Annotated in this window: 23 protein-coding genes, 2 tRNA genes and 2 rRNA genes; 13 read left to right on the forward strand and 14 right to left on the reverse strand. The window is 53.7% G+C overall.

Features of this window, described 5'->3' with window-relative positions:
• Positions 1-2: 2 nt before the first annotated feature.
• The 3 genes from B8P98_RS26915 (at position 3) to B8P98_RS26925 (ending at position 2,846) form a co-directional block, all read left to right on the forward strand.
• Positions 3-929, forward strand: a complete 927-nt coding sequence (locus tag B8P98_RS26915; RefSeq protein WP_025711242.1) for a LysR family transcriptional regulator — start codon at positions 3-5, stop codon at positions 927-929.
• A 130-nt stretch (positions 930-1,059) separates the two neighbouring features.
• Positions 1,060-2,058 (forward strand): amidohydrolase family protein, encoded by a 999-nt coding sequence (locus tag B8P98_RS26920; protein WP_095033587.1) that lies wholly within the window; start codon positions 1,060-1,062, stop codon positions 2,056-2,058.
• A gap of 65 nt (positions 2,059-2,123) precedes the next feature.
• On the forward strand, positions 2,124-2,846 hold the full coding sequence (locus tag B8P98_RS26925) for a DUF554 domain-containing protein (RefSeq protein WP_080897915.1): 723 nt from the start codon (positions 2,124-2,126) through the stop codon (positions 2,844-2,846).
• A gap of 4 nt (positions 2,847-2,850) precedes the next feature.
• Here B8P98_RS26925 and rep read toward each other — a convergent pair whose 3' ends face one another.
• A complete protein-coding gene (gene rep, locus B8P98_RS26930) occupies positions 2,851-4,872 on the reverse strand; it encodes a DNA helicase Rep (RefSeq protein ID WP_025711245.1) in 2,022 nt (673 codons plus the stop codon).
• Positions 4,873-4,984: 112 nt separating this feature from the next.
• On the opposite strand from rep, the gene ppiC (B8P98_RS26935) reads away from it, so the two are divergent.
• The 7 genes from ppiC (B8P98_RS26935) (at position 4,985) to B8P98_RS26965 (ending at position 10,857) form a co-directional block, all read left to right on the forward strand.
• Entirely contained in the window at positions 4,985-5,266 is a 282-nt protein-coding gene (ppiC, locus tag B8P98_RS26935) for a peptidylprolyl isomerase PpiC (RefSeq protein ID WP_025711246.1), read from the forward strand.
• 51 nt (positions 5,267-5,317) lie between these two features.
• On the forward strand, positions 5,318-5,599 hold the full coding sequence (gene ppiC, locus B8P98_RS26940) for a peptidylprolyl isomerase PpiC (protein ID WP_002883180.1): 282 nt from the start codon (positions 5,318-5,320) through the stop codon (positions 5,597-5,599).
• Positions 5,600-5,962: 363 nt separating this feature from the next.
• The gene (locus tag B8P98_RS26945) at positions 5,963-7,300 is read left to right on the forward strand and encodes an MFS transporter (protein WP_095033588.1); all 1,338 of its coding nucleotides are present in this window, start codon (positions 5,963-5,965) and stop codon (positions 7,298-7,300) included.
• Between the two features lie 115 nt (positions 7,301-7,415).
• On the forward strand, positions 7,416-8,375 hold the full coding sequence (locus B8P98_RS26950) for a C-terminal binding protein (RefSeq protein WP_025711249.1): 960 nt from the start codon (positions 7,416-7,418) through the stop codon (positions 8,373-8,375).
• A 31-nt stretch (positions 8,376-8,406) separates the two neighbouring features.
• Positions 8,407-9,063 carry an RraA family protein gene (locus B8P98_RS26955; protein ID WP_025711250.1) on the forward strand — a complete coding sequence of 219 codons (657 nt, stop codon included), beginning with the start codon at positions 8,407-8,409 and terminating at the stop codon, positions 9,061-9,063.
• Positions 9,064-9,129: 66 nt separating this feature from the next.
• Positions 9,130-10,068: a sugar kinase gene (locus tag B8P98_RS26960; RefSeq protein WP_025711251.1), complete on the forward strand. Its 939-nt coding sequence runs from the start codon at positions 9,130-9,132 to the stop codon at positions 10,066-10,068.
• Between the two features lie 153 nt (positions 10,069-10,221).
• A complete protein-coding gene (locus tag B8P98_RS26965; protein ID WP_042929076.1) occupies positions 10,222-10,857 on the forward strand; it encodes a GntR family transcriptional regulator in 636 nt (211 codons plus the stop codon).
• Positions 10,858-10,928: 71 nt separating this feature from the next.
• Here B8P98_RS26965 and ilvC read toward each other — a convergent pair whose 3' ends face one another.
• Positions 10,929-12,404, reverse strand: a complete 1,476-nt coding sequence (gene ilvC / locus B8P98_RS26970) for a ketol-acid reductoisomerase (RefSeq protein ID WP_064164665.1) — start codon at positions 12,402-12,404, stop codon at positions 10,929-10,931.
• A gap of 152 nt (positions 12,405-12,556) precedes the next feature.
• Between ilvC and ilvY the strand changes: the two genes are divergently transcribed.
• A complete protein-coding gene (ilvY, locus tag B8P98_RS26975) occupies positions 12,557-13,447 on the forward strand; it encodes an HTH-type transcriptional activator IlvY (RefSeq protein WP_025711254.1) in 891 nt (296 codons plus the stop codon).
• Here the strand turns inward: ilvY and ilvA are convergent.
• The 7 genes from ilvA to ilvL form a co-directional block, all read right to left on the reverse strand.
• Complete coding sequence (gene ilvA / locus B8P98_RS26980; RefSeq protein ID WP_025711255.1) at positions 13,444-14,988, reverse strand: threonine ammonia-lyase, biosynthetic; 1,545 nt, start codon at positions 14,986-14,988, stop codon at positions 13,444-13,446. The genes ilvY and ilvA overlap by 4 nt on opposite strands.
• 2 nt (positions 14,989-14,990) lie before the next feature.
• Positions 14,991-16,841, reverse strand: a complete 1,851-nt coding sequence (gene ilvD, locus B8P98_RS26985; RefSeq protein ID WP_002883173.1) for a dihydroxy-acid dehydratase — start codon at positions 16,839-16,841, stop codon at positions 14,991-14,993.
• A gap of 60 nt (positions 16,842-16,901) precedes the next feature.
• On the reverse strand, positions 16,902-17,831 hold the full coding sequence (gene ilvE / locus B8P98_RS26990; RefSeq protein ID WP_025711257.1) for a branched-chain-amino-acid transaminase: 930 nt from the start codon (positions 17,829-17,831) through the stop codon (positions 16,902-16,904).
• 16 nt (positions 17,832-17,847) lie between these two features.
• Positions 17,848-18,105 carry an acetolactate synthase 2 small subunit gene (ilvM, locus tag B8P98_RS26995; protein ID WP_004886870.1) on the reverse strand — a complete coding sequence of 86 codons (258 nt, stop codon included), beginning with the start codon at positions 18,103-18,105 and terminating at the stop codon, positions 17,848-17,850.
• On the reverse strand, positions 18,102-19,748 hold the full coding sequence (gene ilvG / locus B8P98_RS27000) for an acetolactate synthase 2 catalytic subunit (protein WP_025711258.1): 1,647 nt from the start codon (positions 19,746-19,748) through the stop codon (positions 18,102-18,104). The genes ilvM and ilvG overlap by 4 nt, the downstream gene beginning before the upstream one ends.
• Before the next feature lie 2 nt (positions 19,749-19,750).
• On the reverse strand, positions 19,751-19,804 hold the full coding sequence (ilvX, locus tag B8P98_RS32095) for a peptide IlvX (RefSeq protein ID WP_201281575.1): 54 nt from the start codon (positions 19,802-19,804) through the stop codon (positions 19,751-19,753).
• 84 nt (positions 19,805-19,888) lie between these two features.
• The gene (gene ilvL, locus B8P98_RS27005) at positions 19,889-19,987 is read right to left on the reverse strand and encodes an ilv operon leader peptide (protein ID WP_001311244.1); all 99 of its coding nucleotides are present in this window, start codon (positions 19,985-19,987) and stop codon (positions 19,889-19,891) included.
• A 354-nt stretch (positions 19,988-20,341) separates the two neighbouring features.
• On the opposite strand from ilvL, the gene B8P98_RS27010 reads away from it, so the two are divergent.
• On the forward strand, positions 20,342-21,862 hold the full coding sequence (locus B8P98_RS27010; RefSeq protein WP_025711259.1) for a YifB family Mg chelatase-like AAA ATPase: 1,521 nt from the start codon (positions 20,342-20,344) through the stop codon (positions 21,860-21,862).
• 23 nt (positions 21,863-21,885) lie between these two features.
• Here the strand turns inward: B8P98_RS27010 and B8P98_RS27015 are convergent, their stop codons facing one another.
• A complete protein-coding gene (locus B8P98_RS27015; RefSeq protein WP_004886877.1) occupies positions 21,886-22,224 on the reverse strand; it encodes a MaoP family protein in 339 nt (112 codons plus the stop codon).
• A gap of 118 nt (positions 22,225-22,342) precedes the next feature.
• On the opposite strand from B8P98_RS27015, the gene hdfR reads away from it, so the two are divergent.
• Positions 22,343-23,164 (forward strand): HTH-type transcriptional regulator HdfR, encoded by an 822-nt coding sequence (gene hdfR, locus B8P98_RS27020; RefSeq protein ID WP_025711260.1) that lies wholly within the window; start codon positions 22,343-22,345, stop codon positions 23,162-23,164.
• A 95-nt stretch (positions 23,165-23,259) separates the two neighbouring features.
• On the opposite strand, the gene B8P98_RS27025 is transcribed toward hdfR, so the two are convergent.
• From B8P98_RS27025 to B8P98_RS27040, 4 genes are all read right to left on the reverse strand, one after another.
• Positions 23,260-23,335: transfer RNA gene (locus tag B8P98_RS27025), tRNA-Trp, on the reverse strand.
• A gap of 53 nt (positions 23,336-23,388) precedes the next feature.
• A tRNA-Asp gene (locus B8P98_RS27030) sits at positions 23,389-23,465 on the reverse strand.
• A gap of 57 nt (positions 23,466-23,522) precedes the next feature.
• A 5S ribosomal RNA gene (gene rrf, locus B8P98_RS27035) occupies positions 23,523-23,638 on the reverse strand.
• Positions 23,639-23,738: 100 nt separating this feature from the next.
• Positions 23,739-26,640 (reverse strand): 23S ribosomal RNA (locus B8P98_RS27040).
• Between the last annotated feature and the right edge of the window lie 133 nt (positions 26,641-26,773).

Genomic DNA, 26,773 nt, shown 5'->3' on the forward strand with positions numbered 1-26,773 from the left:
GGATGCGGGAAGAACTGGATTTCAAATCGCTACGCTTTTTCTCTGCGCTCTACCGGTTGGGTAATGTCTCCCCGGCGGCGGACGCGCTCGATATCAGCCAGCCCACCGGCAGCCTGTTGCTAAAGAAACTGCGGGATCATTTTGCTGACCCGCTGTTTGTCCGGGTCGGGCAGCGGATGATCCCGACGCCGCGCGCCGACGCAATCGCCCCCACTATTTTTACGCTTCTTCAGCTTGCCGATAACGATTTGGCCATCAAACCTGAGTTCCTTCCTCAGCAGAGTCAGCGTAATTTTACGATCGGTATGACCGATATCAGCCAAATGACGCTGCTGCCTTTATTGCAAATCGCACTCCAGCAGCAGGCGGCTGATGGAGTAACGTTTACGGTGCAGAATCTTGATGAACAGACTCTCAGCGCCCTCGAATCCGGAAAATGCGATTTAGCGATCGGCTATCTGACCCAGCTTCCGGACAGCATCTATCAGCAACATCTCTTCGATCAATCATATGTCTGCCTGGCAGCGGAAAATCACCCGCGTATTCGAACGCAGCTTCGCGCCGAAGACTGGCGGCAGGAAAAACATCTGGCGATCCGCGTGGAGGGTACCGCCCATGGCGATATGGATAAACTGCTGGATGAACACAGTATGCCCCGGCGGATCGCACTGACGCTGCCGAGCTTTTTAGGTACTGGCGAGCTGGTGGCTGAGAGCGACATGATCGCCGTCGTCCCGGAACAGGTGGCGCGGCATATTACCCGGCGCTACCCCTGCCGCAGCTGGCCGCTGCCTTTTCCTCTCGCCAATATTGCTATCCGTCAGGTCTGGCATCCACGACTGCACCGCGATCCGGGCCATATCTGGCTGCGCTCGCTGATCGCCACGCTTGCCGATCCCGCTCAGCAGAGTGACTCTATTAAGAATTAAGCTGCAAAATATCCCGCTGTATTGGTTTTATTGATAACCCGTATTATGTTTGGGTTATTGCTGTCAATACGTGAAAACTTCTATTCTGCTCGCATCACGTCACACTGACTAATATAGTAAGGAATATATCATGCGCGGAAAAATCGCTTTAAAAGAACACGTCTCCACTCCTGAAAATAACCGTCTGTGGGATTCAACTGGTGAAGCGGGCCGTAACGGCACAGAATATATGAAAGACGTTGAGCGTCGCCTGCTGGATCGCAGTATTCAGCTGGAAGAAATGGCACAACGTAATATTGACCATGTAATTCTTTCCCTGACTTCACCTGGTGCTCAATCTATTTTAGATAAAGCCAAAGCGGTCTCTTTTGCTCGCGACACTAACGATTTTATCGTTGAGAATTATGTGAAGCCAAATCCGGATAAATTCAGCGCCTTTGCGACCCTGGCATTGCAGAATCCAGAAGCCGCGGCAGAAGAACTGGAACGCGCCGTGAAGAAATTGGGTATGAAAGGCGCGTTGATCAACGGCTATACCAACGTTAAAGATAGCGAGCATGGCCTGTATCTTGATGACGAATCAATGCTGGTATTCTGGGATAAGGTCAACGAGTTAAACGTGCCTGTTTACCTGCATCCTCGTGAACCCCTCGAAGGCCCGGCTCGTGGCATTTACACCGGTTACGAAAGCCTGATCGGCTCCGCCTGGGGCTTCGCGCAGGAAACAGCGGTTCATGCTATTCGTCTGATGATGAGCGGCCTGTTCGATCGTTATCCTAACCTCAATCTGGTCCTGGGTCACCTCGGTGAAGGGCTGGTTCATATGCTGCCGCGTACTCAGCATCGTCTCTATCGCCAGCGTTTCGGCTGCGGTCTGGGTAAAGCTGAAAAACCGTTAATGCATTATCTGCAGAATAACTTCATCGTCACCACCAGCGGCCATTTCAATACGCATTCACTGAATAATGCCATTGAAGTCATGGGTGCGGATCGCGTGATGTTCTCTGTCGATTATCCGTATGAAGATATTCATCAGGCTTGTGACTGGTTTGATCCTTTAGAACTTGAAGCAGGCCTGAAAGATAAAATCGCCTGGGGTAATGCCAGCCGCGTTTTTAATATTAAATAATCAAACCAAATATTTCAGGGCCTGTATATTCAGGCCCTGAAGTTTTTTATTAGGGACAATAAATTATGGCTATAGGTATATTTGTCTGTAGCGGTTCACTTCTCGTCGGTGCGCTGGCTGGGGCCTCACTGAATCGCTTTATTCCGGAACACTTCAAAAAAACCTTACCGTTGATCGCTGGACTGATCTCAATCAGTATGGGCATCTTCTTTGTCAATAAATTGCATAATCTGCCACCTATTGCCCTGGCTATTATTGTCGGTACGATTATTGGCGGCCTGCTGAATATCGAAAAATGGATTGAACGAGCCGGTACAAAACTGCGCAGCCCCATTGAACGTATTTTCCCGGCGCAGTCCAGCGCCAGCGTCAGTGCGGAAGACTTTATGAATCAGTTTATTGCCGTGTTGATCCTGTTCTGCGCCAGCGGCACCGGGATCTTCGGTGCGTTGACTGAGGGCATGACTGGCGATCCGACTATCCTGCTGACCAAGTCAATCCTCGACTTTTTTACTGCCGCGATTTTTGCCTCCACGCTGGGGTATATCATCACCGTGATTTTTATTCCCCAGCTGATTGTCTTCATTATCCTTTTTTTCGCGGCAACCTTTATCATGGCATTGATCAATCCGGCGATGATCGCTGACTTCACCGCCTGCGGCGGCATCATTATGCTGGCAACCGGTTTTCGTCTGTGCGGGATCCGCGCCTTTCCCACCGCCAATATGCTGCCCTCGCTAATACTGGTGATGCCCTTCTCCGCCGCCTGGCAACAGTTTATTGTCTGAGGTGTTAACCTTTTTTCGCCTTTGCCAACATCGCCCGAATATTGGCGACGTTGGCCTGACCTTTTTGCATCCGCTCTTCAGGCGTAATGGTTTTGCGTGCCTGCTCCCAGATCAGGTCGTCCTGAGGTAGTTCCAGCAGAAAACGGCTCGGCTCCGGACGCACCAGCTCACCATACTGCCGACGCTCCTTACAGAGCGTAAAGGTTAGTTCTTTCTGCGCGCGGGTAATGCCGACGTAGGCCAGACGGCGCTCTTCATCGACGTTATCTTCATCGATGCTGCTCTGATGCGGGAGTAATCCCTCTTCCATTCCCACCAGATAGACGTACGGGAACTCCAGCCCCTTTGACGCATGGAGGGTCATCAGCTGCACCTGATCGAGCTCTTCATCAGATTCACCCCGTTCCATCATATCGCGCAGGGTAAAGCGGGTAACCACCTGCGTTAAGGTCATCGGCTCATCGATTTCGCTGCCTTCCAGCATCTCGGTCATCCAGGTAAACAGCTGGTTGACGTTTTTCATGCGCATTTCAGCGGCTTTCGGACTGGGCGAGGTTTCATACAGCCAGGATTCGTAGTCGATCCCGCGAATCAAATCGCGCACGGCGTTGACCGGCTCGCGTTCGGCCAGCTGCTGGATCTCCCGTAGCCAGTGGGTGAAACGGGTGAGGGATTCATAGCCACGACCGGTCAGCGTCTGACTCAGGCCCATATCAAAGCTGGCGGTGAATAAGCCTTTGTTACGGCCCATCGCCCATTCGCCGAGTTTTTGCAGCGTCGCCGGGCCGATCTCGCGCTTCGGCGTATTGACGATGCGCAGGAAGGCGCTGTCATCATCCGGGTTAGTCAGTACCCGCAGATAGGCCAGCAAATCCTTAATTTCCGGGCGCGAGAAGAACGAGGTGCCGCCGGAGATTTTGTACGGGATACGGTTCTGCATCAGCATCTTTTCAAAAACCCGCGACTGATGGTTGCCGCGATAAAGGATGGCGTAATCTTTATAGTTGGTTTTATTAATAAAGTGATGGGCTATCAGTTCGCCAGCGACGCGCTCTGCTTCATGATCTTCATTGTTGGCGGAGAGCACTTTCAGCTCGGTACCGTATCCCAGTTCGGAGAACAGCCGCTTTTCAAAAACGTGCGGGTTATTGGCGATCAAAATGTTGGCGGCTTTCAGAATACGCCCGGATGAGCGGTAGTTCTGCTCAAGCTTAATCACCTGCAGCGCCGGAAAATCCTGGCTAAGCAGCACCAGATTCTGCGGCCGCGCGCCGCGCCATGAGTAGATCGACTGGTCATCGTCCCCTACCACGGTAAAGCGCGCGCGCTGCCCCACCAGCAGCTTCACCAGCTCATACTGGCTGGTGTTGGTATCCTGATACTCATCCACCAGCAGGTAGCGGATCTTGTTTTGCCAGCGCTCGCGCACCTCTTCATTGCGCTGCAGCAGCAGCGTCGGAAGCAGGATCAAATCGTCGAAATCAAGGACATTGCAGGCCTTCATATGCGCGTCGTACAGCCCATAGCAGTGGGCGAAAATACGATCCCGTTCGCCTTTCGCGCCAGCCGCCGCCTGCGCCGGCGTTTTCAGATCGTTTTTCCAGTTGGAGATCGTCGAGATCAGCTGTTGGAGCACCACTTTGTCATCTTCGATCAACCCTTCGGTTAGCTCTTTCAGCAAGGCCACCTGGTCAGTATCGTCGAACAAGGAAAAGTTAGACTTCATGCCCAGCGCGGCGTATTCGCGCTTAATGATATCCAGCCCCAGAGTGTGGAAGGTGGAAATCATCAGCCCACGCGCCTCTTTGCGCCCCAGCGTTTGCCCAACGCGCTCTTTCATCTCGCGCGCGGCTTTGTTGGTAAAGGTCACAGCCGCGATATGGCGCGCCTGATAGCCGCAGCCGCGGATCAAGTGGGCAATTTTATTCGTAATAACGCGGGTCTTACCGGAACCGGCGCCCGCCAGCACCAGGCACGGTCCGGTGACGAATTCGACGGCTTGTTGTTGGCCAGGGTTTAAACGCATGGGAGTCTTGCTCAATCTTCGAACGGGGTGGGGATTGTAGCAGAAAGCGGAGCCGAGATTTACCGACTGATGGTAAAGTGTCAGCCACGCAAACCATCCTGAGAATGATGTCATGGCAAAAAGCGCAGCAGCCCTGCATATCCTGGTCAAAGAAGAGAAACTGGCGCAAGAGATCCTCGCCAAACTGGAGCGGGGCGTCAGCTTCGATCATCTGGCAAAGCGCTATTCTAAATGTCCGTCGGGACGCAACGGCGGCGACTTAGGCGAGTTTCAGCAAGGCGCGATGGTCGGCCCGTTTGATCAAGCCGTCTTCAGCTGTCCGCTGCTCAAACCCTATGGGCCGGTGAAAACCAAATTCGGCTACCATATCATCAAGGTGCTGTATCGTCGGTAACGCGTGCTACTATGGCGCCCTGATTTATCCCAACTCACTCAAGGCGCAATCATGGCTAAAACCGCGGCAGCACTGCACATCCTGGTAAAAGAAGAGAAACTGGCGCTCGATCTGCTTGAGCAGCTTAAGAACGGCGCCGATTTCGGCAAGCTGGCAAAGAAACACTCTATTTGTCCGTCAGGCAAACGCGGCGGCGATCTGGGTGAATTCCGCCAGGGCCAGATGGTACCGGCCTTCGATAAAGTGGTCTTCTCCTGCCCTGAGCTGGAGCCGACCGGCCCGCTGCATACCCAGTTCGGCTACCACATCATCAAAGTGCTGTACCGCAAGTAACCCAGTTAGCACCCTCCAAATCTAACATGTTAGATTAAAAACCCTCTTCCACTTCAACCCTGCAACTTTAAAAGAAGCAGGGTTTCATATTGCGTAAAAATCTTTTATCTGACATGTCAAAAAAAATCTAAACACCACTTATTTTGTGATTAAAATCACTAAATAACGTCATCATGATAACAATATTCGTGATCATTGCTGCATTTTAACGCACTCACTGTCGCCATCCGGAAATCAACAAGTAAACTACGTGACATGTCAGATTAAGAAAGGCTACACAACTGACTAAACCCGCATTATCTCCATGCTATGGTGTGGAGGACGTGTATCAGCACCTCATGACTTTATTCAGGAAGCACGTATATGAGTCAATCAATACAGCAACAGTCCCTGGATGCAAAAAATGATTTAGAAAAAATCATTGTAACAAAAACGACCAGGAAACTTGTTCCACTGATGGTCTTAATGTACATCGTGGCATATATAGATCGTCAAAATATTAGTTTTGCTAAATTACAAATGATAGATAGCCTGGGCTGGAGTGAATCAGCATTTGGCCTCGGTGCATCACTTTTTTTCATTGGCTATTTAGTTTTCAGTGTGCCCGGTAATTTAATTTTATCTAAAGTAGGAGCAAAACGCTGGTTTACCATCAGTTTATTATCATGGGGAATTATTACCATGGCTCTTTCGTGGACAGAGAAAATGTCCACATTCTATGCCCTTCGGTTTATTTTAGGTATTGCCGAAGCTAGTTTTTATCCTGGTTTAATTTACTATTCCACCAAATGGTTCCCCTTAAAATACCGTCCACTCATTGTTGGTTTTTTAGTCACCGCCAGCATGGTGGCAAATATGATTGGCGCCCCAATTAACGGCTCGCTGCTTAGCATGCACGGCTTTATGGGGCTGGAAGGATGGCAGTGGCTATTCCTGGCGACTGGAGTGCTTGCGCTTCTGCTAATTGCCCCGGTGCTGCTGTGGTTTCCGCAAGGTCCGGAACAGGCTCGCTTCTTGAACGCAGAAGAAAAGAACTGGTTGATTAAAAAACTGGCTGCCGAACAGGATGCCAACACCGACAAATCGGTCAATAGCCTGGGTAAGTCGCTGACCGACTGGCGCGTTCTGGCCCTCGCGCTGGTATACGGATTCATCTGCTTTGGCGCCTACGGTATCAGCTACTGGATGCCGACTATCGTTAAAACCTTCGGTGCTTCGGATATGATGAATGGCCTGGTCAATATGATCCCATGGGCGATGGTTATCATCATGCTACGTTGGATAACCAGTAAACCAGAACGTACCGAGAACCCTTATATTAATGTCGCATTACCTATGTTCACTGCCGCAATATGTCTGCTGCTCTCGGTCTGGACATTCGCCCAGCCGGTTATTAGCTTCATCTGTATTTGCGGCGTTGTATTATCAGTATTTGCAATTCAACCCTGCTTCTGGAATCTGACGAAATTCCTTTCAGGCGCAACGGCGGCAGCAGGCATTGCTATTATTAACTCACTGGCAAATCTGGGTGGATTTTTCGCGCAAAATACTATTCCTCTGGTACGTGACTTAGAAAAAAGCGACTCGGCACCAATGCTATATTTAAGCGCGGTTATGCTGATCGGCGGGATCGTCACAATCTTAATTATTCGCTGGTTAAAGAATATTGCCATCAAGGACGCCAAACCCGTTACGCTGTGATGATATAAAGCCTAAGCAAAATACTCATTAATTTCACATCCCGCCTTCAGGATGCGGCGAACTACAGTCGTAGAAATTAAAACACTTAATTTTATAATTAAGAGCGGTAGATATTATGAAGAAGATAGTTGTTATTGAACCCGGATATTTAAATTATTCTGCAGAAGAAAGTATTTTACAGAATTGGGATCCGCAGTTTGTTGTTGTTCCAGCAAACGCCTCGCTGGAAGAGAAGCTGCGCCAGGTAAGCAATGCTGACGCCATCATGGTCCGCGAAGCAACCGTCAGTCGCCCTATGATTGAAGCGATGCAGCAATGCCGCGTTATCGTGCGCTACGGCGTCGGCGTAGACAATATCGATAGCCAGGCCGCCAGGGAAAAAGGCATTTACGTTGCTAACGTACCGGACTACGGCTCGGAAGATGTTGCTGAGCACGCTCTGGCGCTGCTCCTGGCCGCAACGCGCCGCATCGCCACTCGCAACCGTGATGTTCGCGATGGTCAGTGGGACATTGGCCAGCGCGAACCCATGTTCCGCCTGGCAGGAAAAATTCTCGGCGTCGTCGGCTTTGGCCGAATCTCCCGCTGCTTTGTGCAAAAAGCATCAGGGATCGGTTTTAAGCGCATCCTGGTAGTCGATCCGCTGCTTACCGATGAGCAGGCTTTACAGGCCGGCGTGACGCGAGTCAGCCTTGATACGCTGTGCCATGAAGCGGACTTCATCTCCCTTCACGCTCCGTTAACCCCGGACACCCATCACCTTATCGGCGAAGCCGAACTGGCCAAAATGAAGCCCAGCGCCGTACTGGTCAATACCTCGCGCGGCGGGCTTATCGATGAGCAAGCGCTGATCAACGCCCTGCTACAACAACGTATTTTCGCTGCCGGACTCGACGTTTTTGAATCCGAACCCCTCAGTGCAAAAAGTCCATTACTGCAAATGGAGAACACCTTATGCACGGACCACACCGCCTGGTTTACCGAAGAGTCGGTAGTCGAGCTGCAAAGTAAAGCCGCGCATGAAGTGCGTCGGGCATTTGAAGGCGAGCATCCGCTTAATTGGGTTAATCCATAAATTCGCATTCGCTATAAAGAGAGGAAGTGTTATGTACAGCAAAGATATTATCGACGGTTTTCGCGCTATTTTCTCGACCGCTTCCGTCGCTGACGCCTGCGATCAGATCCTGGGCAAAACGATGTTCCTGCCTTTTGAAATCAAAAACCGCATCAACGACAAGAAAATCGTTGGCCCGGCCGTCACTATTTATGAAGACGTCACCGACGAAAAACTGCCACCGCAGCATGCGCTGGACGCCATTGACGAATCCGCCAGCGGTTCGGTCATCGTCATTACCGGCAACCCGTCGCTGGAAACCGTTGCCGTCTGGGGCGGGCTAATGACCGCCGGGGCTGTTGTCAATAAACATGAGGCCGCAGTGTTGAACGGCGGCGTCCGTGACCTGGCGGAGATCCGTCGCGATTACGATTTCCCGGTTTACGCCAAGACCGTAACCCCAGGCACTACGCTTGGTCGCTTCAAGACCATTTCAGCCAACCAGCCCGTCACCATCGGCGATGTCACGGTGAATCCAGGGGATTTGATTGTTGGGGATATCGACGGCGTGGTGTGCGTACCGCAGGCGGTCGCTGCCGAAGTCTTAGCGCTGGCGCAATCCATTGATATCCGCGAGCTGGAACAGGCTAAACTGATTATTCAGTCCGGTTCTCTGCGTGAAGGCCTGGCGAAATACGGCCGAATCTAATTATCCCAGACGCCATCAGCCAAACCGGCTGATGGCGAGCCTGGACACTATCACATGGAGAACGCAATGAAGCAGTTCGATATTCTTTCATTTGGTGAACCCCTTTTCGAATTCAATCAACTTCCCACGGAGCATTCTGAGCAGCATTACCTCAGCGGATTTGGCGGCGATACATCGAATTTCGCCATTAGCGCGGCGCGACAGGGCGCTAAAGTTGCCATGTTAACCCAACTCGGCGATGACGTATTTGGGCAGAATTTCCGCGCATTATGGGATGCAGAAAAGGTCAATCATCAATGGGTTTACACGCATAAAACTGCCCCGACGGGGATCTATTTTATTTCGCACAATGAACAAGGCCACCACTTTACTTTTTATCGTAAAGGCTCTGCGGCCTCAACGATGACTGTCGATGATATCAATGAGTCCGCCATTGCCGCCGCGCGCTTATTTCACAGTTCAGCCATCACGCACGCCATTGGCAATAACGTCAGCGATGCGCTTTTTCACGCCATTGAACTGTGCCAAAAGCACCAAACGCTGATTTCCTTCGACACCAATCTGCGGCTCAAACTGTGGCCGTTAGCCCGCGCTCGCGCCATCATTCATGAAACCATACGCCACGTAGATTACTGCATGCCTAGCCTCGACGAGGCTCGTCTGCTAACCGGCAAGCATCACGCAGATGAAATTACGGATTTCTATCTGCAGCTCGGGGCAAAGAATGTGGTGTTAAAAATGGGCGCGGAAGGCGCGATGTTCGCCAATGAGAACCGGCGGGTTATCTACTCAGGCCATAAAGTCGCCGCCGTCGACGCGACCGGGGCCGGAGACTGCTTCTCGGGCGCGTTTCTTTATCGCATTATCAAAGGCGATTCGCCGGAAGATGCGCTGTGCTACGCCAACGCCGCCGCCGCGCTGACAACAACCGGTTATGGCGCCGTCGCGCCTATTCCTCGCCAACAACAAGTAAAGGCATTTCTCCAGCAAACCGAACAACAGTAATTTATGCCGCGCCTGACAGCGCGGCGCTTTACCACTTACATCTGCTATGGCAACTTGTTGCCATATATCATTTCCCCATTCTCTCAAATTTGTTATACAGTCACCTCTGCAACTGTTCATCACTATCGTTAACTGCCGGAATTTTCAATCAATATGACAACGGACTTACTAAAAGACGTTATTTATCGTCGTATCAGAGATATGATCATTAACGGCACGTTACCAATGGGTGGGAAAATATCGGAATCCGCACTCGCAACACGCCTCTCATCAACCAAGGCCCCCGTACGCGATGCGCTTCGCCGTTTGCAAAGCGAAGGGTTAGTTCATATTCGCCCGAAAAGCGGGACATTTGTATTTAATCTAAATGACATTGAATTCAACGCGTTACTAGAGTTTCGTTACATTGTCGAAGCCAAAGCCCTGGAGCTTTCTTTACAACATAATCCGCGTCAGTTGGTACAAGCCTTATCCTCCAACCTTGACCACATGACTTATTGTCTCGAGAACAGTGCCACGCACGAATATATACGCCTCGATAATCTGTTTCATGAAGCGTTGTTCACTTATTGCGGAAACTCTTATTTACAGCAATCATACGTCTTAATCTCTGCTCAAATGGCGACAATACGTAACTACCTGGGTAGCAACAACGAACATATGCACCGCTCCCATCAACAACATGTTGCTATCATTCAGGCGATTCAGGACGGCAATGCAGCGAACGCGTTAAACGAGCTACAAAAACATATCCTGCCAGACAAAGGCGCTTACTGGGGGCAGTTCTAAGCAATCGTCTCTGCGTATAAAAAAGGCCCAGTAGCAAGGCGCTTACTGGGCCGGATGGTAATGACGGTCTATTAGCCGGCGACCGCAATACGCTTCATATCAGTCATATAACCGCGCAGTTTTTTGCCCACTTCTTCGATTGCGTGGCTGCGAATCGCTTCGTTCACGTCACGCAGCTGGGCGTTATCTACTGCGCCTTCGGCAATCGCCGTGCCCAGGTCGCCCGTCTGCAGGGTAGTCATGAACTCTTTCAGCAGCGGTACGCAAGCGTAAGAGAACAGGTAGTTACCGTATTCAGCGGTATCGGAGATAACCACGTTCATCTCATACAGACGCTTACGGGCGATGGTGTTGGCGATCAGCGGCAGCTCATGCAGTGATTCGTAATAAGCAGACTCTTCGATAATACCGGAGGCCACCATGGTTTCGAAGGCCAGCTCAACGCCCGCTTTCACCATCGCGATCATCAGAACGCCTTTATCGAAGTACTCCTGCTCGCCGATTTTGCCTTCATACTGCGGCGCGGTTTCGAAAGCAGTTTTGCCGGTCTCTTCACGCCAGGTCAGCAGTTTCTTATCATCGTTCGCCCAGTCTGCCATCATACCGGAGGAGAATTCGCCGGAGATGATGTCGTCCATGTGTTTCTGGAACAGCGGCGCCATGATCTCTTTCAGCTGCTCGGACAGCGCATAAGCGCGCAGTTTCGCCGGGTTAGAGAGGCGATCCATCATCAGGGTAATACCGCCCTGCTTCAGCGCTTCGGTGATGGTTTCCCAGCCGAACTGAATCAGTTTTTCTGCATACGCCGGATCGGTACCTTCCGCCACCAGCTTGTCGAAGCACAGCAGAGAACCCGCCTGCAGCATGCCGCAGAGAATAGTCTGCTCGCCCATCAGGTCAGATTTCACTTCTGCCACGAAGGAAGATTCCAGAACGCCTGCACGGTGGCCGCCAGTCGCCGCCGCCCATGCTTTGGCAATGGCCATGCCTTCGCCTTTCGGGTCGTTTTCCGGATGGACAGCGATAAGCGTCGGTACGCCGAAACCGCGTTTGTACTCTTCACGAACCTCGGTGCCCGGGCACTTCGGCGCGACCATCACCACGGTGATGTCTTTACGGATCTGCTCGCCCACTTCCACGATGTTGAAGCCGTGGGAATAACCCAGCGCCGCACCGTCTTTCATCAGCGGCTGTACGGAACGCACAACGTCTGAATGCTGTTTGTCCGGCGTCAGGTTGACCACCAGGTCCGCCTGCGGGATCAGCTCTTCATAGGTTCCGACTTTGAAGCCGTTTTCCGTCGCTTTACGCCAGGAGGCGCGCTTCTCAGCGATCGCTTCCTTGCGCAGCGCATAGGAGATATCCAGGCCGGAATCACGCATGTTCAGACCCTGGTTCAGGCCCTGTGCGCCGCAGCCGACGATGACCACTTTTTTACCCTGAAGGTAGCTTGCGCCATCGGCGAATTCGTCGCGCGCCATAAAGCGGCATTTGCCCAGCTGTGCCAGCTGCTGGCGCAGGTTCAGTGTATTAAAGTAGTTAGCCATGTCTGTAACTCCGTGATGTTGTGTCGTACTTATTGTTCGGTTCGCTTTTGCGAGAATGAACTTACTATATGACAGGAATTTTATTGCGGAAATTGATATATTCACAACGTCACGTTGCATTTTATGAAATATCAAACCGGGGAGTACGTGCCGTGGATTTACGCGATCTGAAAACCTTTCTGCATCTGGCGGAAAGCCGCCATTTTGGCCGCAGCGCGCGGGCCATGCATGTCAGCCCATCGACGCTTTCGCGCCAGATCCAGCGCCTGGAAGAGGACCTCGGCCAGCCGTTATTCGTGCGTGATAATCGCACGGTGACCCTCACCGAAGCCGGGGAGGAGTTACGCACCTTTGCCCAGCAAACTTTATTGCAGTACCAGCAGCTTCGCCACAGTATCGATCAGCAGGGCCCTTCGCTCTCCGGCGAGCTGCATATCTTCTGCTCTGTCACCGCCGCCTATAGCCATCTGCCGCCAATCCTCGACCGCTTTCGCGCCGCGCATCCCTCGGTGGAGATCAAGCTCTCGACCGGGGACGCCGCCGACGCCATGGAGAAGGTGGTCACCGGCGAAGCCGATCTGGCGATTGCCGGTAAACCGGAAACCCTGCCGGGATCGGTGGCGTTTTCGATGCTGGAGAATCTCGCCGTGGTGTTAATTGCCCCAGCCCTTCCCTGCCCGGTACGTAACCAGGTAACCGTCGATCGCCCCGACTGGTCGACGGTGCCGTTCATCATGGCCGATCAGGGACCGGTGCGCCGACGCATCGAGCTGTGGTTTCGACGCCATAAAATCAGCAACCCGTCGATCTACGCTACCGTCGGCGGACACGAAGCGATGGTGTCGATGGTCGCCCTCGGCTGCGGCGTGGCGCTGCTACCGGAGGTGGTACTGGAAAACAGCCCGGAACCAGTACGCAACCGGGTGATGATTCTGGAGCGCAGCGATGAGCAAACCCCATTTGAGCTGGGCGTTTGCGCACAAAAAAAGCGGCTGCATGAGCCGCTTATTGATGCTTTCTGGAAAATCCTGCCTAACCACTAGCCCGCGAGAAAAAAGCGGAACGCCGGGTTATGGGTTTCGTCGTGGCACTCATAGCCCAGCTCATTAAGACGGGTTTCAAAGTCCGGCTCGTGCTCGCCCAGCTCAAAAGCCGCTAACACCCGACCATAGTCGGTGCCGTGGCTGCGGTAGTGGAACAGCGAAATATTCCAGTGGGTGCCAAGGGTATGCAGGAACTTCAGCAGCGCGCCTGGGGATTCCGGAAACTCGAAGCTGAACAGACGCTCCTGCAACGCTTTAGACGGCCGGCCACCGACCATATAGCGCACATGCAGCTTGGCCATCTCATCGTCAGAGAGATCCACCACACTGTAGCCGCCGTCGTTCAGTAACTGGAGGATCTCTTTGCGCTCTTCCAGGCCGCGACTCAGGCGTACCCCGACAAAAATGCAGGCGTCTTTGGCGTCAGCAAACCGGTAGTTGAACTCCGTCACCGAGCGCCCGCCCAGCAGCTGGCAAAACTTGAGGAAGCTGCCCTTCTCTTCCGGGATCGTCACCGCCAGCAGCGCTTCACGCTGTTCTCCGAGCTCGCAGCGTTCAGACACGTAGCGCAGGCCGTGGAAGTTAACGTTGGCCCCGGACAGAATATGAGCCAGTCGCTCGCCGCGAATATTGTGCTGGGCGACATATTTCTTCATCCCCGCCAGCGCCAGCGCGCCGGAAGGCTCCGCCACCGCCCGCACATCTTCAAACAGATCTTTCATTGCCGCGCAGATAGCGTCGCTATCGACGGTAATGATATCGTCCAGATACTCCTGGCACAGACGGAAGGTTTCATCGCCAATGCGTTTGACCGCCACGCCTTCGGCAAACAAGCCGACGCGCGGCAGATCCACCGGATGACCCGCATCCAGCGCCGCTTTCAGACAGGCGGAATCTTCCGCCTCCACGGCGATCACTTTGATCTGCGGCATCAGCTGCTTGATCAGCACCGCCACGCCCGCCGCCAGACCGCCGCCGCCTACCGGGACGAACACACGGTCAATGTGGGCATCCTGCTGCAGCAGCTCCAGCGCCAGGGTGCCCTGGCCGGCGATCACCATCGGATGATCGAACGGCGGCACCCAGGTAAAGCCCTGCTGCTGGGCCAGCTCAATCGCGCGGGCTTTCGCTTCATCAAAGTTGGCGCCGTGCAGCAGCACTTCGCCACCAAAGCCGCGAACGGCATCGACTTTGATATCGGCGGTCGCTACCGGCATCACGATCAGCGCCTTAACGCCCAGCCGCGATGCGGAAAACGCCACACCCTGGGCATGGTTGCCCGCCGAAGCGGTGATCACGCCATGAGATTTTTGTTCCGTGGTCAGGCTGGACATCATCGCGTAGGCGCCGCGCAGCTTAAAGCTGTGTACCGGCTGGCGATCTTCACGCTTCACCAGAATGACGTTATCCAGCCGCGACGAGAGCTTTTCCATTTTTTGCAGCGGCGTTTTCTGCACTGCTTCATAAACCGGCGCGCGCAGCACTGCTCGCAGATACTCGGCGCCCTCAGGAGCGCCGGACAAGGGTTGTGAATCCGCCATGATTAACCACCCAGTTTGGATTTATCACGCACCGCACCTTTGTCGGCGCTGGTTGCCAGACTGGCGTAAGCGCGAAGGGCAAAGGAGACCTGACGCTGGCGATTCTTCGGCGTCCACGCCTGGTCGCCACGCGCTTCCTGGGCTTCACGACGCGCGGCAATTTCCGCATCGCTCAGCTGCAGCTGGATGCTGCGGTTCGGAATATCAATCGCGATCATGTCGCCATCTTCAATGAGCGCAATGTTGCCGCCGCTCGCCGCTTCCGGAGAGACGTGACCGATAGAGAGCCCTGAGGTACCGCCAGAGAAACGACCATCGGTGATCAAGGCACAGGCTTTGCCCAACCCCATCGACTTCAGGAAGCTGGTAGGGTAAAGCATCTCCTGCATCCCCGGCCCGCCTTTCGGACCTTCGTAGCGGATCACTACGACGTCGCCTTCAACAACTTTGCCGCCGAGGATAGCTTCTACCGCATCGTCCTGGCTCTCATATACTTTCGCCGGTCCGGTAAATTTCAGGATGCTGTCGTCCACGCCGGCGGTTTTGACGATACAGCCGTTTTCCGCGAAATTGCCGTACAGCACCGCCAGACCGCCGTCTTTGCTGTAAGCGTGTTCCAGAGAACGGATACAGCCTTCGGCGCGATCGTCATCCAGGGTATCCCAGCGGCAGTCTTGCGAGAACGCCTGGGTGGTACGGATGCCCGCCGGGCCGGCGCGGAACATTTTTTTCACCGCGTCGTCCTGGGTCACCATCACATCGTACTGTTCCAGGGTCTGCGGCAGCGTCAGGCCAAGGACGTTTTTGACCTCGCGGTTCAACAGCCCGGCACGGTCCAGCTCGCCCAAAATGCCCAGCACGCCGCCAGCGCGATGCACATCTTCCATATGGTATTTCTGCGTACTCGGCGCCACCTTACACAGCTGCGGCACCTTGCGGGAGAGCTTATCGATATCACTCATGGTGAAGTCGATTTCTGCTTCCTGCGCCGCCGCCAGCAGATGCAGGACGGTATTGGTGGAACCGCCCATGGCGATATCCAGCGTCATGGCGTTTTCAAAAGCCGCCTTGCTGGCGATATTGCGCGGCAGCGCGGAAGCGTCATCCTGCTCGTAATAGCGTTTGGTCAGCTCGACGATACGTTTACCGGCGTTCAGGAACAGCTCCTTACGATCGGCGTGGGTCGCCAGCAGCGAGCCGTTACCCGGCTGCGACAGGCCCAGCGCTTCGGTCAGGCAGTTCATGGAGTTCGCCGTGAACATCCCGGAACAGGAGCCGCAGGTCGGGCAGGCGGAACGCTCTACCTGATTGCTCTGCTCGTCGGACACTTTCGGATCCGCCCCCTGAATCATCGCATCCACCAGGTCAAGCTTGATGATTTTATCTGACAGCTTGGTCTTCCCGGCTTCCATCGGGCCGCCGGACACAAAGATCACCGGAATGTTTAGGCGCAGGGAGGCCATCAACATCCCCGGGGTGATTTTGTCGCAGTTGGAGATACAGACCATCGCATCCGCACAGTGGGCGTTAACCATGTACTCCACCGAGTCGGCGATCAGCTCGCGGGATGGCAGTGAGTAGAGCATACCCCCGTGGCCCATGGCGATCCCATCATCCACCGCGATGGTGTTAAATTCTTTGGCGACACCGCCAGCCGCTTCAATCTGCTCGGCAACCAGTTTGCCGAGATCGCGCAGGTGCACGTGCCCGGGAACAAACTGGGTAAAGGAGTTAACGACGGCGATAATCGGTTTGCCGAAATCGGCATCGGTCATCCCGGTTGCGCGCCACAACGCGCGGGCGCCCGCCATATTGCGGCCATGTGTGGTGGTGGCGGAACGGTACTTAGGCATGCTCTTTTTACTCCCATCTGTGTTTATTAAATGGGACGGTGCGTGCCGTCCCATTTTTAATTACTTACTTACCGGATCCAACCAGCCCCATTTATCTTCTGTTTCACCGGTGAAGAGGCCAAAGAAGGCTTCCTGAATGCGTTTAGTTACCGGACCACGACGGCCTGCGCCGACCTGGATACCATCCACGCTGCGTACCGGGGTGATTTCCGCCGCGGTGCCGGACATGAAGACTTCATCCGCCAGGTACAGAGATTCACGGGACAGTACCTGCTCGCGCACTTCGATGCCGAGATCTTTCGCCAGCTTGATGATGGCGTCGCGGGTAATGCCCGGCAGCGCGGAAGAGGTGAACGGCGGAGTAAACAGCACGCCATCTTTTACCTCAAACAGGTTTTCGCCTGCGCCTTCGGAGATATAACCGTTCACATCCAAAGCAATGCCTTCCTGGTAGCCGTGGCGACGTGCTTCGCTACCTACCAGCAGCGAGGACAGATAATTACCGCCCGCTTTCGCCGCCGTCGGGATGGTGTTCGGCGCCGCGCGGTTCCAGGAAGAGACCATTGCATCGATCCCCTGCTCAAGCGCTTCTGCGCCGAGGTAGGCTCCCCACGGGAACGCCGCGATGATCACGTCAGTGTTGTAACCCGGAGGCGGGTTTACTCCCATGCCAACATCGCCAACAAATACCAGAGGGCGGATATAAGCGCTGGTCAGATTATTGGTCCGAATGACTTCACGGCAGGCTTCCATCAGTTCGTCGATGCTCTGAGAGACCGGGAAACGATAAATTTTGGCTGAATCATGCAGACGCTGCATATGTTCACGATGACGGAACACCACCGGGCCTTTGTGCGAATCGTAGCAACGGATACCTTCGAATACCGAGGTACCGTAGTGCAACGCGTGGGACATCACATGAACTTTCGCTTCGCCCCACGGAACCATCTCGCCATTGAACCAAATGTAATCAGCTTTTTTCGTCGTCATTTTTCTTCCTTTGCGCTCAGGCGCGGATTTGTTGTGATGTGGGTTGCTGGATCTCGACGCAGGCAACGTCGACCAGTTTGCTTAATTGACTAAACAGTAATTCGACGGGCCGCGGGCTGGCAACGGTCAATTCGATATTTATATTTTGCGCATCTGCCGCGGTTTCCATATTCATTGCGCAGATTTGAAAACCCCGGTGGCGGACAACGCGCAGCACGCGCTCTAAGGTTTCCGGGTTGAAACGTGCCTGTAAAGCGACCTGATGTTGCATCATGATAATTTCTCCAGCATTTCAGAGTTACTGGCGCCGGGCGGCACCAACGGCCAGACATTCTCAAGTTCGTCGATTGAGACATGAAGCAGGTATGGCCCCTGGCTCGAAAGCATGGTGTCGAGTGCCGCTTCAACCTGGTCTTTACGGGTGATATGTTGGCCAGGAATACCGAAGGCGCTGGCCAGCGTGAGGAAATCAGGGTTATCAGTCAGAGTGGTTTCGCTATAACGTTCCTGGAAAAACAGCTGCTGCCATTGTCGAACCATCCCTAACCGCTGGTTGTCGAGCAATACGATCTTCAGCGGTAACTGCTTACGTTTAACGGTGCCCAACTCCTGCACATTCATCATGAAGGAGCCGTCACCGGAGATACAGATAACCGTATCGTCCGGGCGCGCCACCTGGGCGCCAACGGCGGCCGGCAGGCCAAAGCCCATGGTGCCTAAGCCGCTGGAGGTGATGAAGTTTTCCGGGCGGGTATAGGTCATATGCTGAGCCGACCACATCTGATGCTGGCCAACGTCGGTTGTCACCACGCTGTCCGCCGGCTTGCGGTCGGAAAGCTGTTTCAGCAACAGCGGCGCGTAGATTGCCTCACCGGGATGATCGTAACGCCAGGCATGCTCGGCACGCAGTGCGGCATTACGCTCGCGCCAGTCATCGATAGCTAACGGTTGCTGCAGCGCCGACAGCAAGCGGTTCAGATCGCCGGTCAGGCCGATATGCGCCTGGCGCAGCTTGTTCAACTCCGCCGGATCGATATCCATGTGGATCACTTTGGCATGTGGAGCGAAGGTATTGAGCTTACCGGTCACGCGATCGTCAAAGCGCGCACCGACGGCGATCAGCAGATCGCACTCCTGTACCGCCAGGTTGGCCGCCTTAGTGCCGTGCATTCCCAGCATACCGAGATAATACGGATAATCGGCGTCCACGACGCCCAGCCCTTTCAAAGTGCAAGTCGCTGGCATCCGGGTCACCGCCAGGAATTCGCGCAAGGCCGGTACCGCCTGCGCCATACCCACTCCACCGCCAACATACAGCATCGGTTTCTGTGACTGAGCCAGCATCTGCTGAGCCTGAGCAACCTCCGCCTGCGGAAATGCCATCTCGTCAGCGACGGTAGAGAAATGGGGATCGAGATCGCCCTGCGCCATCTGAATATCCTTGGGGATATCAACCAGCACCGGGCCTGGACGGCCTGAGTTTGCCACCTGAAAAGCTTCAGCGATAACCCGCGGCAGCTCGTCCAGAGACTGTACGAGGAAACTGTGCTTAGTACAGGCCAGTGACAAACCGAGAACGTCTACTTCCTGGAATGCATCCGTACCGATGAAGGGAGCGGCGACCTGGCCGGTGATGGCAACAATGGGGATAGAGTCAAGCAGAGCATCCGCCAGGCCAGTGATCAGGTTGGTCGCACCCGGGCCGGAGGTCGCGATGCACACCCCGGTTTTACCGGTTGCTCGCGCATAACCAATGGCCGCCATAGCAGCCCCTTGCTCATGCCGGCACAGCAGGTGCTCCACGCCGCCGTCATACAGTGCATCGTAAACCGGCATAATTGCGCCACCCGGATAGCCAAAAACTGTGTCGACTCCCTGTGTCCGCAAAGCATGTACCACCCACTGCGCGCCATTCATAGTTAGTTCCCCGTCATAAATCGGGAGAAACAGAATTTTATGCTAAAAGTCATCATCTGCTCCTCGCTTAGGTTATTTCAGTTATAAAAAAACCCCCGGACCTTTCGGTGCGGGGGTCTTAGTTCGTTAAGGCTTGATTTCTAAGCCTTTCCTCGTCCAAGTGCAGCCCCGCACGGTGGGATAATAATCACCACCACGCTAATCACGACCAGGCTAATCACTCGTAGAAGGGCTGTCATTTTCTGTACTTTCTGGCTTCTTGTTCGAAGGAATACCTAAAGAGTTACCACAGACATCACATAAAACACAAGATTTTTTTATATCGCCGTTGCTGAGCAGCCTAACAGTTTCAGTAAAAATAATTGTTTTATATGAAAAAAGTCAGAAATGAAAAAAATTCAGTTTTCTCTCGGCTTGCACACTCCTCTCCCTATTTCTCTCCACCCCCACGGGGTTTTGGGACCACACTTCCATTTTTGGTAAAATGTAACGATCTATCGTGAAAATAATGCATTCCTGCTTCTAAATTCGCGTTATTACGGCTCCCTTTTCACAGGAGGTTCGCCATAATCCTTCTCTGTTCAGGAGGTTTTATGTCGCTCGCCATCGTTTATACCCGCGCGGCGCTCGGTATCGAAGCGCCATTGATTACTATCGAGGTTCACCTCAGCAGCGGCCTGCCCGGTCTGACCATGGTCGGACTGCCGGAAACCACCGTTAAAGAGGCCCGCGACCGGGTGCGGAGCGCCCTGATCAACAGCGGCTACGCTTTCCCAGCGAAGAAGATAACCATTAACCTGGCGCCCGCGGACCTGCCCAAGGAGGGCGGGCGATACGATCTGCCCATCGCTCTCGCGCTTCTCGTCGCCTCAGAGCAGCTCAATACGACCCGATTGAATCAATATGAGTTTGTGGGCGAACTCGCCCTTACGGGTGGGTTACGCGGCGTTCCAGGGGCGATCCCCAGCGCAATGGAGGCCATCAAAGCCGGCCGGCGCATTGTCGTCTCCTCTGACAATGCGGCTGAGGTGGGTCTGATCGGCGGCAGCGATTGCCTGATCGCTGATCATCTACAAGAGGTATGCGCGTTTCTCGCAGGGCAGGCATCGCTTTCACCGCCCATCGCTGAGGAACCCTCTCTTGATGAACGCAGTGAAGATTTGCACGATGTTATCGGCCAGCAACAAGGCAAGCGAGCGCTGGAGATTGTGGCGGCTGGTGGCCACAATCTGCTCCTGATTGGCCCGCCTGGTACCGGGAAAACCATGCTTGCCAGCCGGCTCCCCGGTCTCCTGCCGCCATTAAGCAATCAGGAAGCGCTGGAGAGCACGGCTATTCAGAGCCTGGTCAATCTCCACACCGCGAAGACACGGTGGCGTCAGAGGCCGTTTCGCGCACCTCACCATAGCGCCTCGCTGGCAGCCATGGTGGGCGGAGGCTCGATACCTGTCCCCGGTGAGATTTCACTGGCTCATAATGGCGTGCTATTTCTTGATGAACTGCCGGAGTTTGAGCGCCGAGTGCTGGACGCGCTGCGCGAACCCATTGAGTCAGGCAAGATCCACATATCACGCTCGCGCGCCAAGATTGACTATCCGGCGCGCTTTCAGCTTATCGCGGCGATGAACCCAAGCCCGACAGGACATTATCAGGGCAAACACAATCGCGCATCTCCTGAGCAGACATTGCGCTACCTTGGACGCCTGTCAGGTCCCTTCCTCGACCGCTTCGATCTCTCCTTAGAGATCCCGCTGCCGCCGCCAGGGATACTGAGCCAGGGCATGCAGGGCGAAGAATCGAGCGCAACGGTCCGGCAGCGGGTGCTGGCGGCGCGTGAACGGCAAATGCTCAGGCAAAATAAGCTCAATGCCCACCTTGAGAATCATGAAATGAAGAGCTGCTGCCATTTACGACACGAGGATGCCGTCTGGCTGGAACAGACGCTAACCCGGCTGGGGCTTTCTATACGTGCCTGGCAACGTCTGTTAAAAGTGGCGAGAACCATTGCCGATCTGGCAGAGACGGAAGAGATTGAGCGTCGCCATTTGCAGGAGGCGCTCAGCTATCGGGCAATAGACCGAATGCTCAACCATCTGCAGAAAATGATGGCGTAAAAAAAGGGCTTACGCCCTTTTTCTTAGTCATCGCTTTCGGTGTAATCGTCAGCGCCTTCCATCTGCGGTTTGCCGCCAGACAGAGTATGGAAACGCTTCGGCCGCTTAATGCGTGCCATATACTTAATCCATACGCGTTCTGCTTCCGTTACCGGCTCACGTTCACCACGGCACACCGAGACAAATTGTTTTTCATCATCGGTAACAGGTTCGCGTTTACCCAGTTCCAGTTCGTTAAAGGCATAACCATGGCGTTCCAGCAGTTGCGCCTCTTTGATGGTGAAATCACCGTGACGGGAGAACCCGCGTGGATAATTTTTATTGTCGAAAAAACGATTAGTCGTCGTAAAGCTTTCCGCCATCCTACACGCTCCTGATTCTTTGGCCGAGCTATTTATGGCGCGGAGTATTAGTTACGCTTGACAGAGCGTCAAACAAAACATTTAAATCATGACGACAAATAATTTTGTGGAGAACAGTGTGGATACGGAATTGCTCAAGACTTTCCTGGAAGTGAGCAGAACTCGTCACTTTGGGCGGGCAGCAGAGGCACTTTACCTGACACAGTCAGCGGTCAGCTTTCGTATTCGTCAGCTGGAAAACCAACTCGGTGTGAACCTGTTCACCCGTCATCGTAATAATATTCGCCTGACGACCGCCGGAGAAAAGCTCCTGCCCTACGCCGAAACATTGATGAACACATGGCAGGCCGCGCGCAAAGAGGTCGCTCACTCTTCGCGACACAACGAATTCTCCATCGGTGCCAGCGCCTCCCTATGGGAATGCATGCTTAACGGCTGGCTCGGCACGCTTTATAACGCCCCCTACAATCTCCAGTTTGAAGCACGTATCGCGCAGCGGCAGTCGCTGGTTAAGCAGCTTCACGAACGTCAGTTAGATCTGCTGATCACCACCGAATCACCGAAGATGGATGAATTAAGCAGCCAGTTATTGGGTAATTTCACGCTTGCTCTATATTGTGCATCGCCAGCAAAAAACAGAAATGAATTAAATTACTTACGCCTTGAATGGGGACCTGATTTTCAGCAAAACGAAGTGGGGCTGATCGGTAGTGATGATGTTCCGCTGCTTACCACTTCTTCAGCAGAACTCATCTATCAGCAATTATCACGCCTGAACGGCTGCAGCTGGCTACCTGTGCGCTGGGCGAAGGAGAAGCATGGATTACACACAGTCATGGACAGCGCCACGCTATCCCGACCACTCTATGCGATTTGGTTACAAAATAGCGATAAGCAGGCGCAGATCCACGAGATCCTGAAAAGCTCGATTCTGGAATAAGTGGCACTCTCCATGGACGGAGATAATTAAGGTCTTATTGAAAGGAATACTACAGACAAAAAAAATCCTTTGCCTGAGCAAAGGATTCTTATAAATGGCAGGGGCGGAGAGACTCGAACTCCCAACACCCGGTTTTGGAGACCGGTGCTCTACCAATTGAACTACGCCCCTAAAACTTTCTTACCACTAAGCCTGCTATCTGAGCAGGCTTAATGTTAAATAAGTGGCGGAACGGACGGGACTCGAACCCGCGACCCCCTGCGTGACAGGCAGGTATTCTAACCGACTGAACTACCGCTCCACCGAATTTCTTCGCTTTATTACCACCGGTTGTCACCCCGGCTTACTGCAATTTGATGCCTGGCAGTTCCCTACTCTCACATGGGGAGACCCCACACTACCATCGGCGCTACGGCGTTTCACTTCTGAGTTCGGCATGGGGTCAGGTGGGACCACCGCGCTAGTGCCGCCAGGCAAATTCTTTGTGCTCAGTACGCAATTCTTTATATGGCGTACTCAACTCTGAATCTAAGCTGAAAATTCTCTCAAATCGCCAAAACATCTTCGGCGTTGTAAGGTTAAGCCTCACGGTTCATTAGTACCGGTTAGCTCAACGCATCGCTGCGCTTACACACCCGGCCTATCAACGTCGTCGTCTTCAACGTTCCTTCAGGAGACTTATAGTCTCAGGGAGAACTCATCTCGGGGCAAGTTTCGTGCTTAGATGCTTTCAGCACTTATCTCTTCCGCATTTAGCTACCGGGCAGTGCCATTGGCATGACAACCCGAACACCAGTGATGCGTCCACTCCGGTCCTCTCGTACTAGGAGCAGCCCCCCTCAATTCTCCAGCGCCCACGGCAGATAGGGACCGAACTGTCTCACGACGTTCTAAACCCAGCTCGCGTACCACTTTAAATGGCGAACAGCCATACCCTTGGGACCTACTTCAGCCCCAGGATGTGATGAGCCGACATCGAGGTGCCAAACACCGCCGTCGATATGAACTCTTGGGCGGTATCAGCCTGTTATCCCCGGAGTACCTTTTATCCGTTGAGCGATGGCCCTTCCATTCAGAACCACCGGATCACTATGACCTGCTTTCGCACCTGCTCGCGCCGTCACGCTCGCAGTCAAGCTAGCTTATGCCATTGCACTAACCTCCTGATGTCCGACCAGGATTAGCTAACCTTCGTGCTCCTCCGTTACGCTTTGGGAGGAGACCGCCCCAGTCAAACTACCCACCAGACACTGTCCGCAACCCCGATAAGGGGCCAACGTTAGAACATCAAACATTAAAGGGTGGTATTTCAAGGTTGGCTCCACGCAGACTGGCGTCCACGCTTCAAAGCCTCCCACCTATCCTACACATCAAGGCTCAATGTTCAGTGTCAAGCTATAGTAAAGGTTCACGGGGTCTTTCCGTCTTGCCGCGGGTACACTGCATCTTCACAGCGAGTTCAATTTCACTGAGTCTCGGGTGGAGACAGCCTGGCCATCATTACGCCATTCGTGCAGGTCGGAACTTACCCGACAAGGAATTTCGCTACCTTAGGACCGTTATAGTTACGGCCGCCGTTTACCGGGGCTTCGATCAAGAGCTTCTCCTTACGGATAACCCCATCAATTAACCTTCCGGCACCGGGCAGGCGTCACACCGTATACGTCCACTTTCGTGTTTGCACAGTGCTGTGTTTTTAATAAACAGTTGCAGCCAGCTGGTATCTTCGACTGGTCTCAGCTCCGTCCGCAGGGACTTCACCTACACACCAGCGTGCCTTCTCCCGAAGTTACGGCACCATTTTGCCTAGTTCCTTCACCCGAGTTCTCTCAAGCGCCTTGGTATTCTCTACCTGACCACCTGTGTCGGTTTGGGGTACGATTTGATGTTACCTGATGCTTAGAGGCTTTTCCTGGAAGCAGGGCATCTGTCACTTCAGTACCGTGGTACCTCGTCATCACACCTCAGCCTTGATTATCCGGATTTGCCTGGATAACCAGCCTACATGCTTAAACCGGGACAACCGTCGCCCGGATGACATAGCCTTCTCCGTCCCCCCTTCGCAGTAACACCAAGTACAGGAATATTAACCTGTTTCCCATCGACTACGCCTTTCGGCCTCGCCTTAGGGGTCGACTCACCCTGCCCCGATTAACGTTGGACAGGAACCCTTGGTCTTCCGGCGAGCGGGCTTTTCACCCGCTTTATCGTTACTTATGTCAGCATTCGCACTTCTGATACCTCCAGCAGCCCTCACAGGCCACCTTCACAGGCTTACAGAACGCTCCCCTACCCAACAACACATAGTGTCGCTGCCGCAGCTTCGGTGCATGGTTTAGCCCCGTTACATCTTCCGCGCAGGCCGACTCGACCAGTGAGCTATTACGCTTTCTTTAAATGATGGCTGCTTCTAAGCCAACATCCTGGCTGTCTGGGCCTTCCCACATCGTTTCCCACTTAACCATGACTTTGGGACCTTAGCTGGCGGTCTGGGTTGTTTCCCTCTTCACGACGGACGTTAGCACCCGCCGTGTGTCTCCCGTGATAACATTCTTCGGTATTCGTAGTTTGCATCGGGTTGGTAAGTCGGGATGACCCCCTAGCCGAAACAGTGCTCTACCCCCGAAGATGAGTTCACGAGGCGCTACCTAAATAGCTTTCGGGGAGAACCAGCTATCTCCCGGTTTGATTGGCCTTTCACCCCCAGCCACAAGTCATCCGCTAATTTTTCAACATTAGTCGGTTCGGTCCTCCAGTTAGTGTTACCCAACCTTCAACCTGCCCATGGCTAGATCACCGGGTTTCGGGTCTATACCCTGCAACTTAACGCCCAGTTAAGACTCGGTTTCCCTGCGGCTCCCCTATACGGTTAACCTTGCTACAGAATATAAGTCGCTGACCCATTATACAAAAGGTACGCAGTCACACCCGAAGGTGCTCCCACTGCTTGTACGTACACGGTTTCAGGTTCTTTTTCACTCCCCTCGCCGGGGTTCTTTTCGCCTTTCCCTCACGGTACTGGTTCACTATCGGTCAGTCAGGAGTATTTAGCCTTGGAGGATGGTCCCCCCATATTCAGACAGGATACCACGTGTCCCGCCCTACTCTTCGAGTTCACAGCCTGTGCATTTTGGTGTACGGGACTATCACCCTGTACCGTCGGACTTTCCAGACCGTTCCACTAACACACAAGCTGATTCAGACTCTGGGCTGCTCCCCGTTCGCTCGCCGCTACTGGGGGAATCTCGGTTGATTTCTTTTCCTCGGGGTACTTAGATGTTTCAGTTCCCCCGGTTCGCCTCGTTAACCTATGTATTCAGTTAACGATAGTGCAACGAATTGCACTGGGTTTCCCCATTCGGACATCGCCGGCTGTAACGGTTCATATCACCTTACCGACGCTTTTCGCAGATTAGCACGTCCTTCATCGCCTCTGACTGCCAGGGCATCCACCGTGTACGCTTAGTCGCTTAACCTCACAACCCGAAGATGTCTTGTTCTGTCCGGTTCGTTGCGCATCGTGAATCCTGCGTTGTGCCGTACTCGCGATGCTCATGGACATATAGTCCACTCCGCTTGCTGCGTGCGGTACGCCTTGGCTTCACTTTG

Origin of the sequence: Klebsiella quasivariicola (assembly GCF_002269255.1) — a bacterium.
Taxonomy (GTDB): Bacteria; Pseudomonadota; Gammaproteobacteria; order Enterobacterales; family Enterobacteriaceae; genus Klebsiella; species Klebsiella quasivariicola.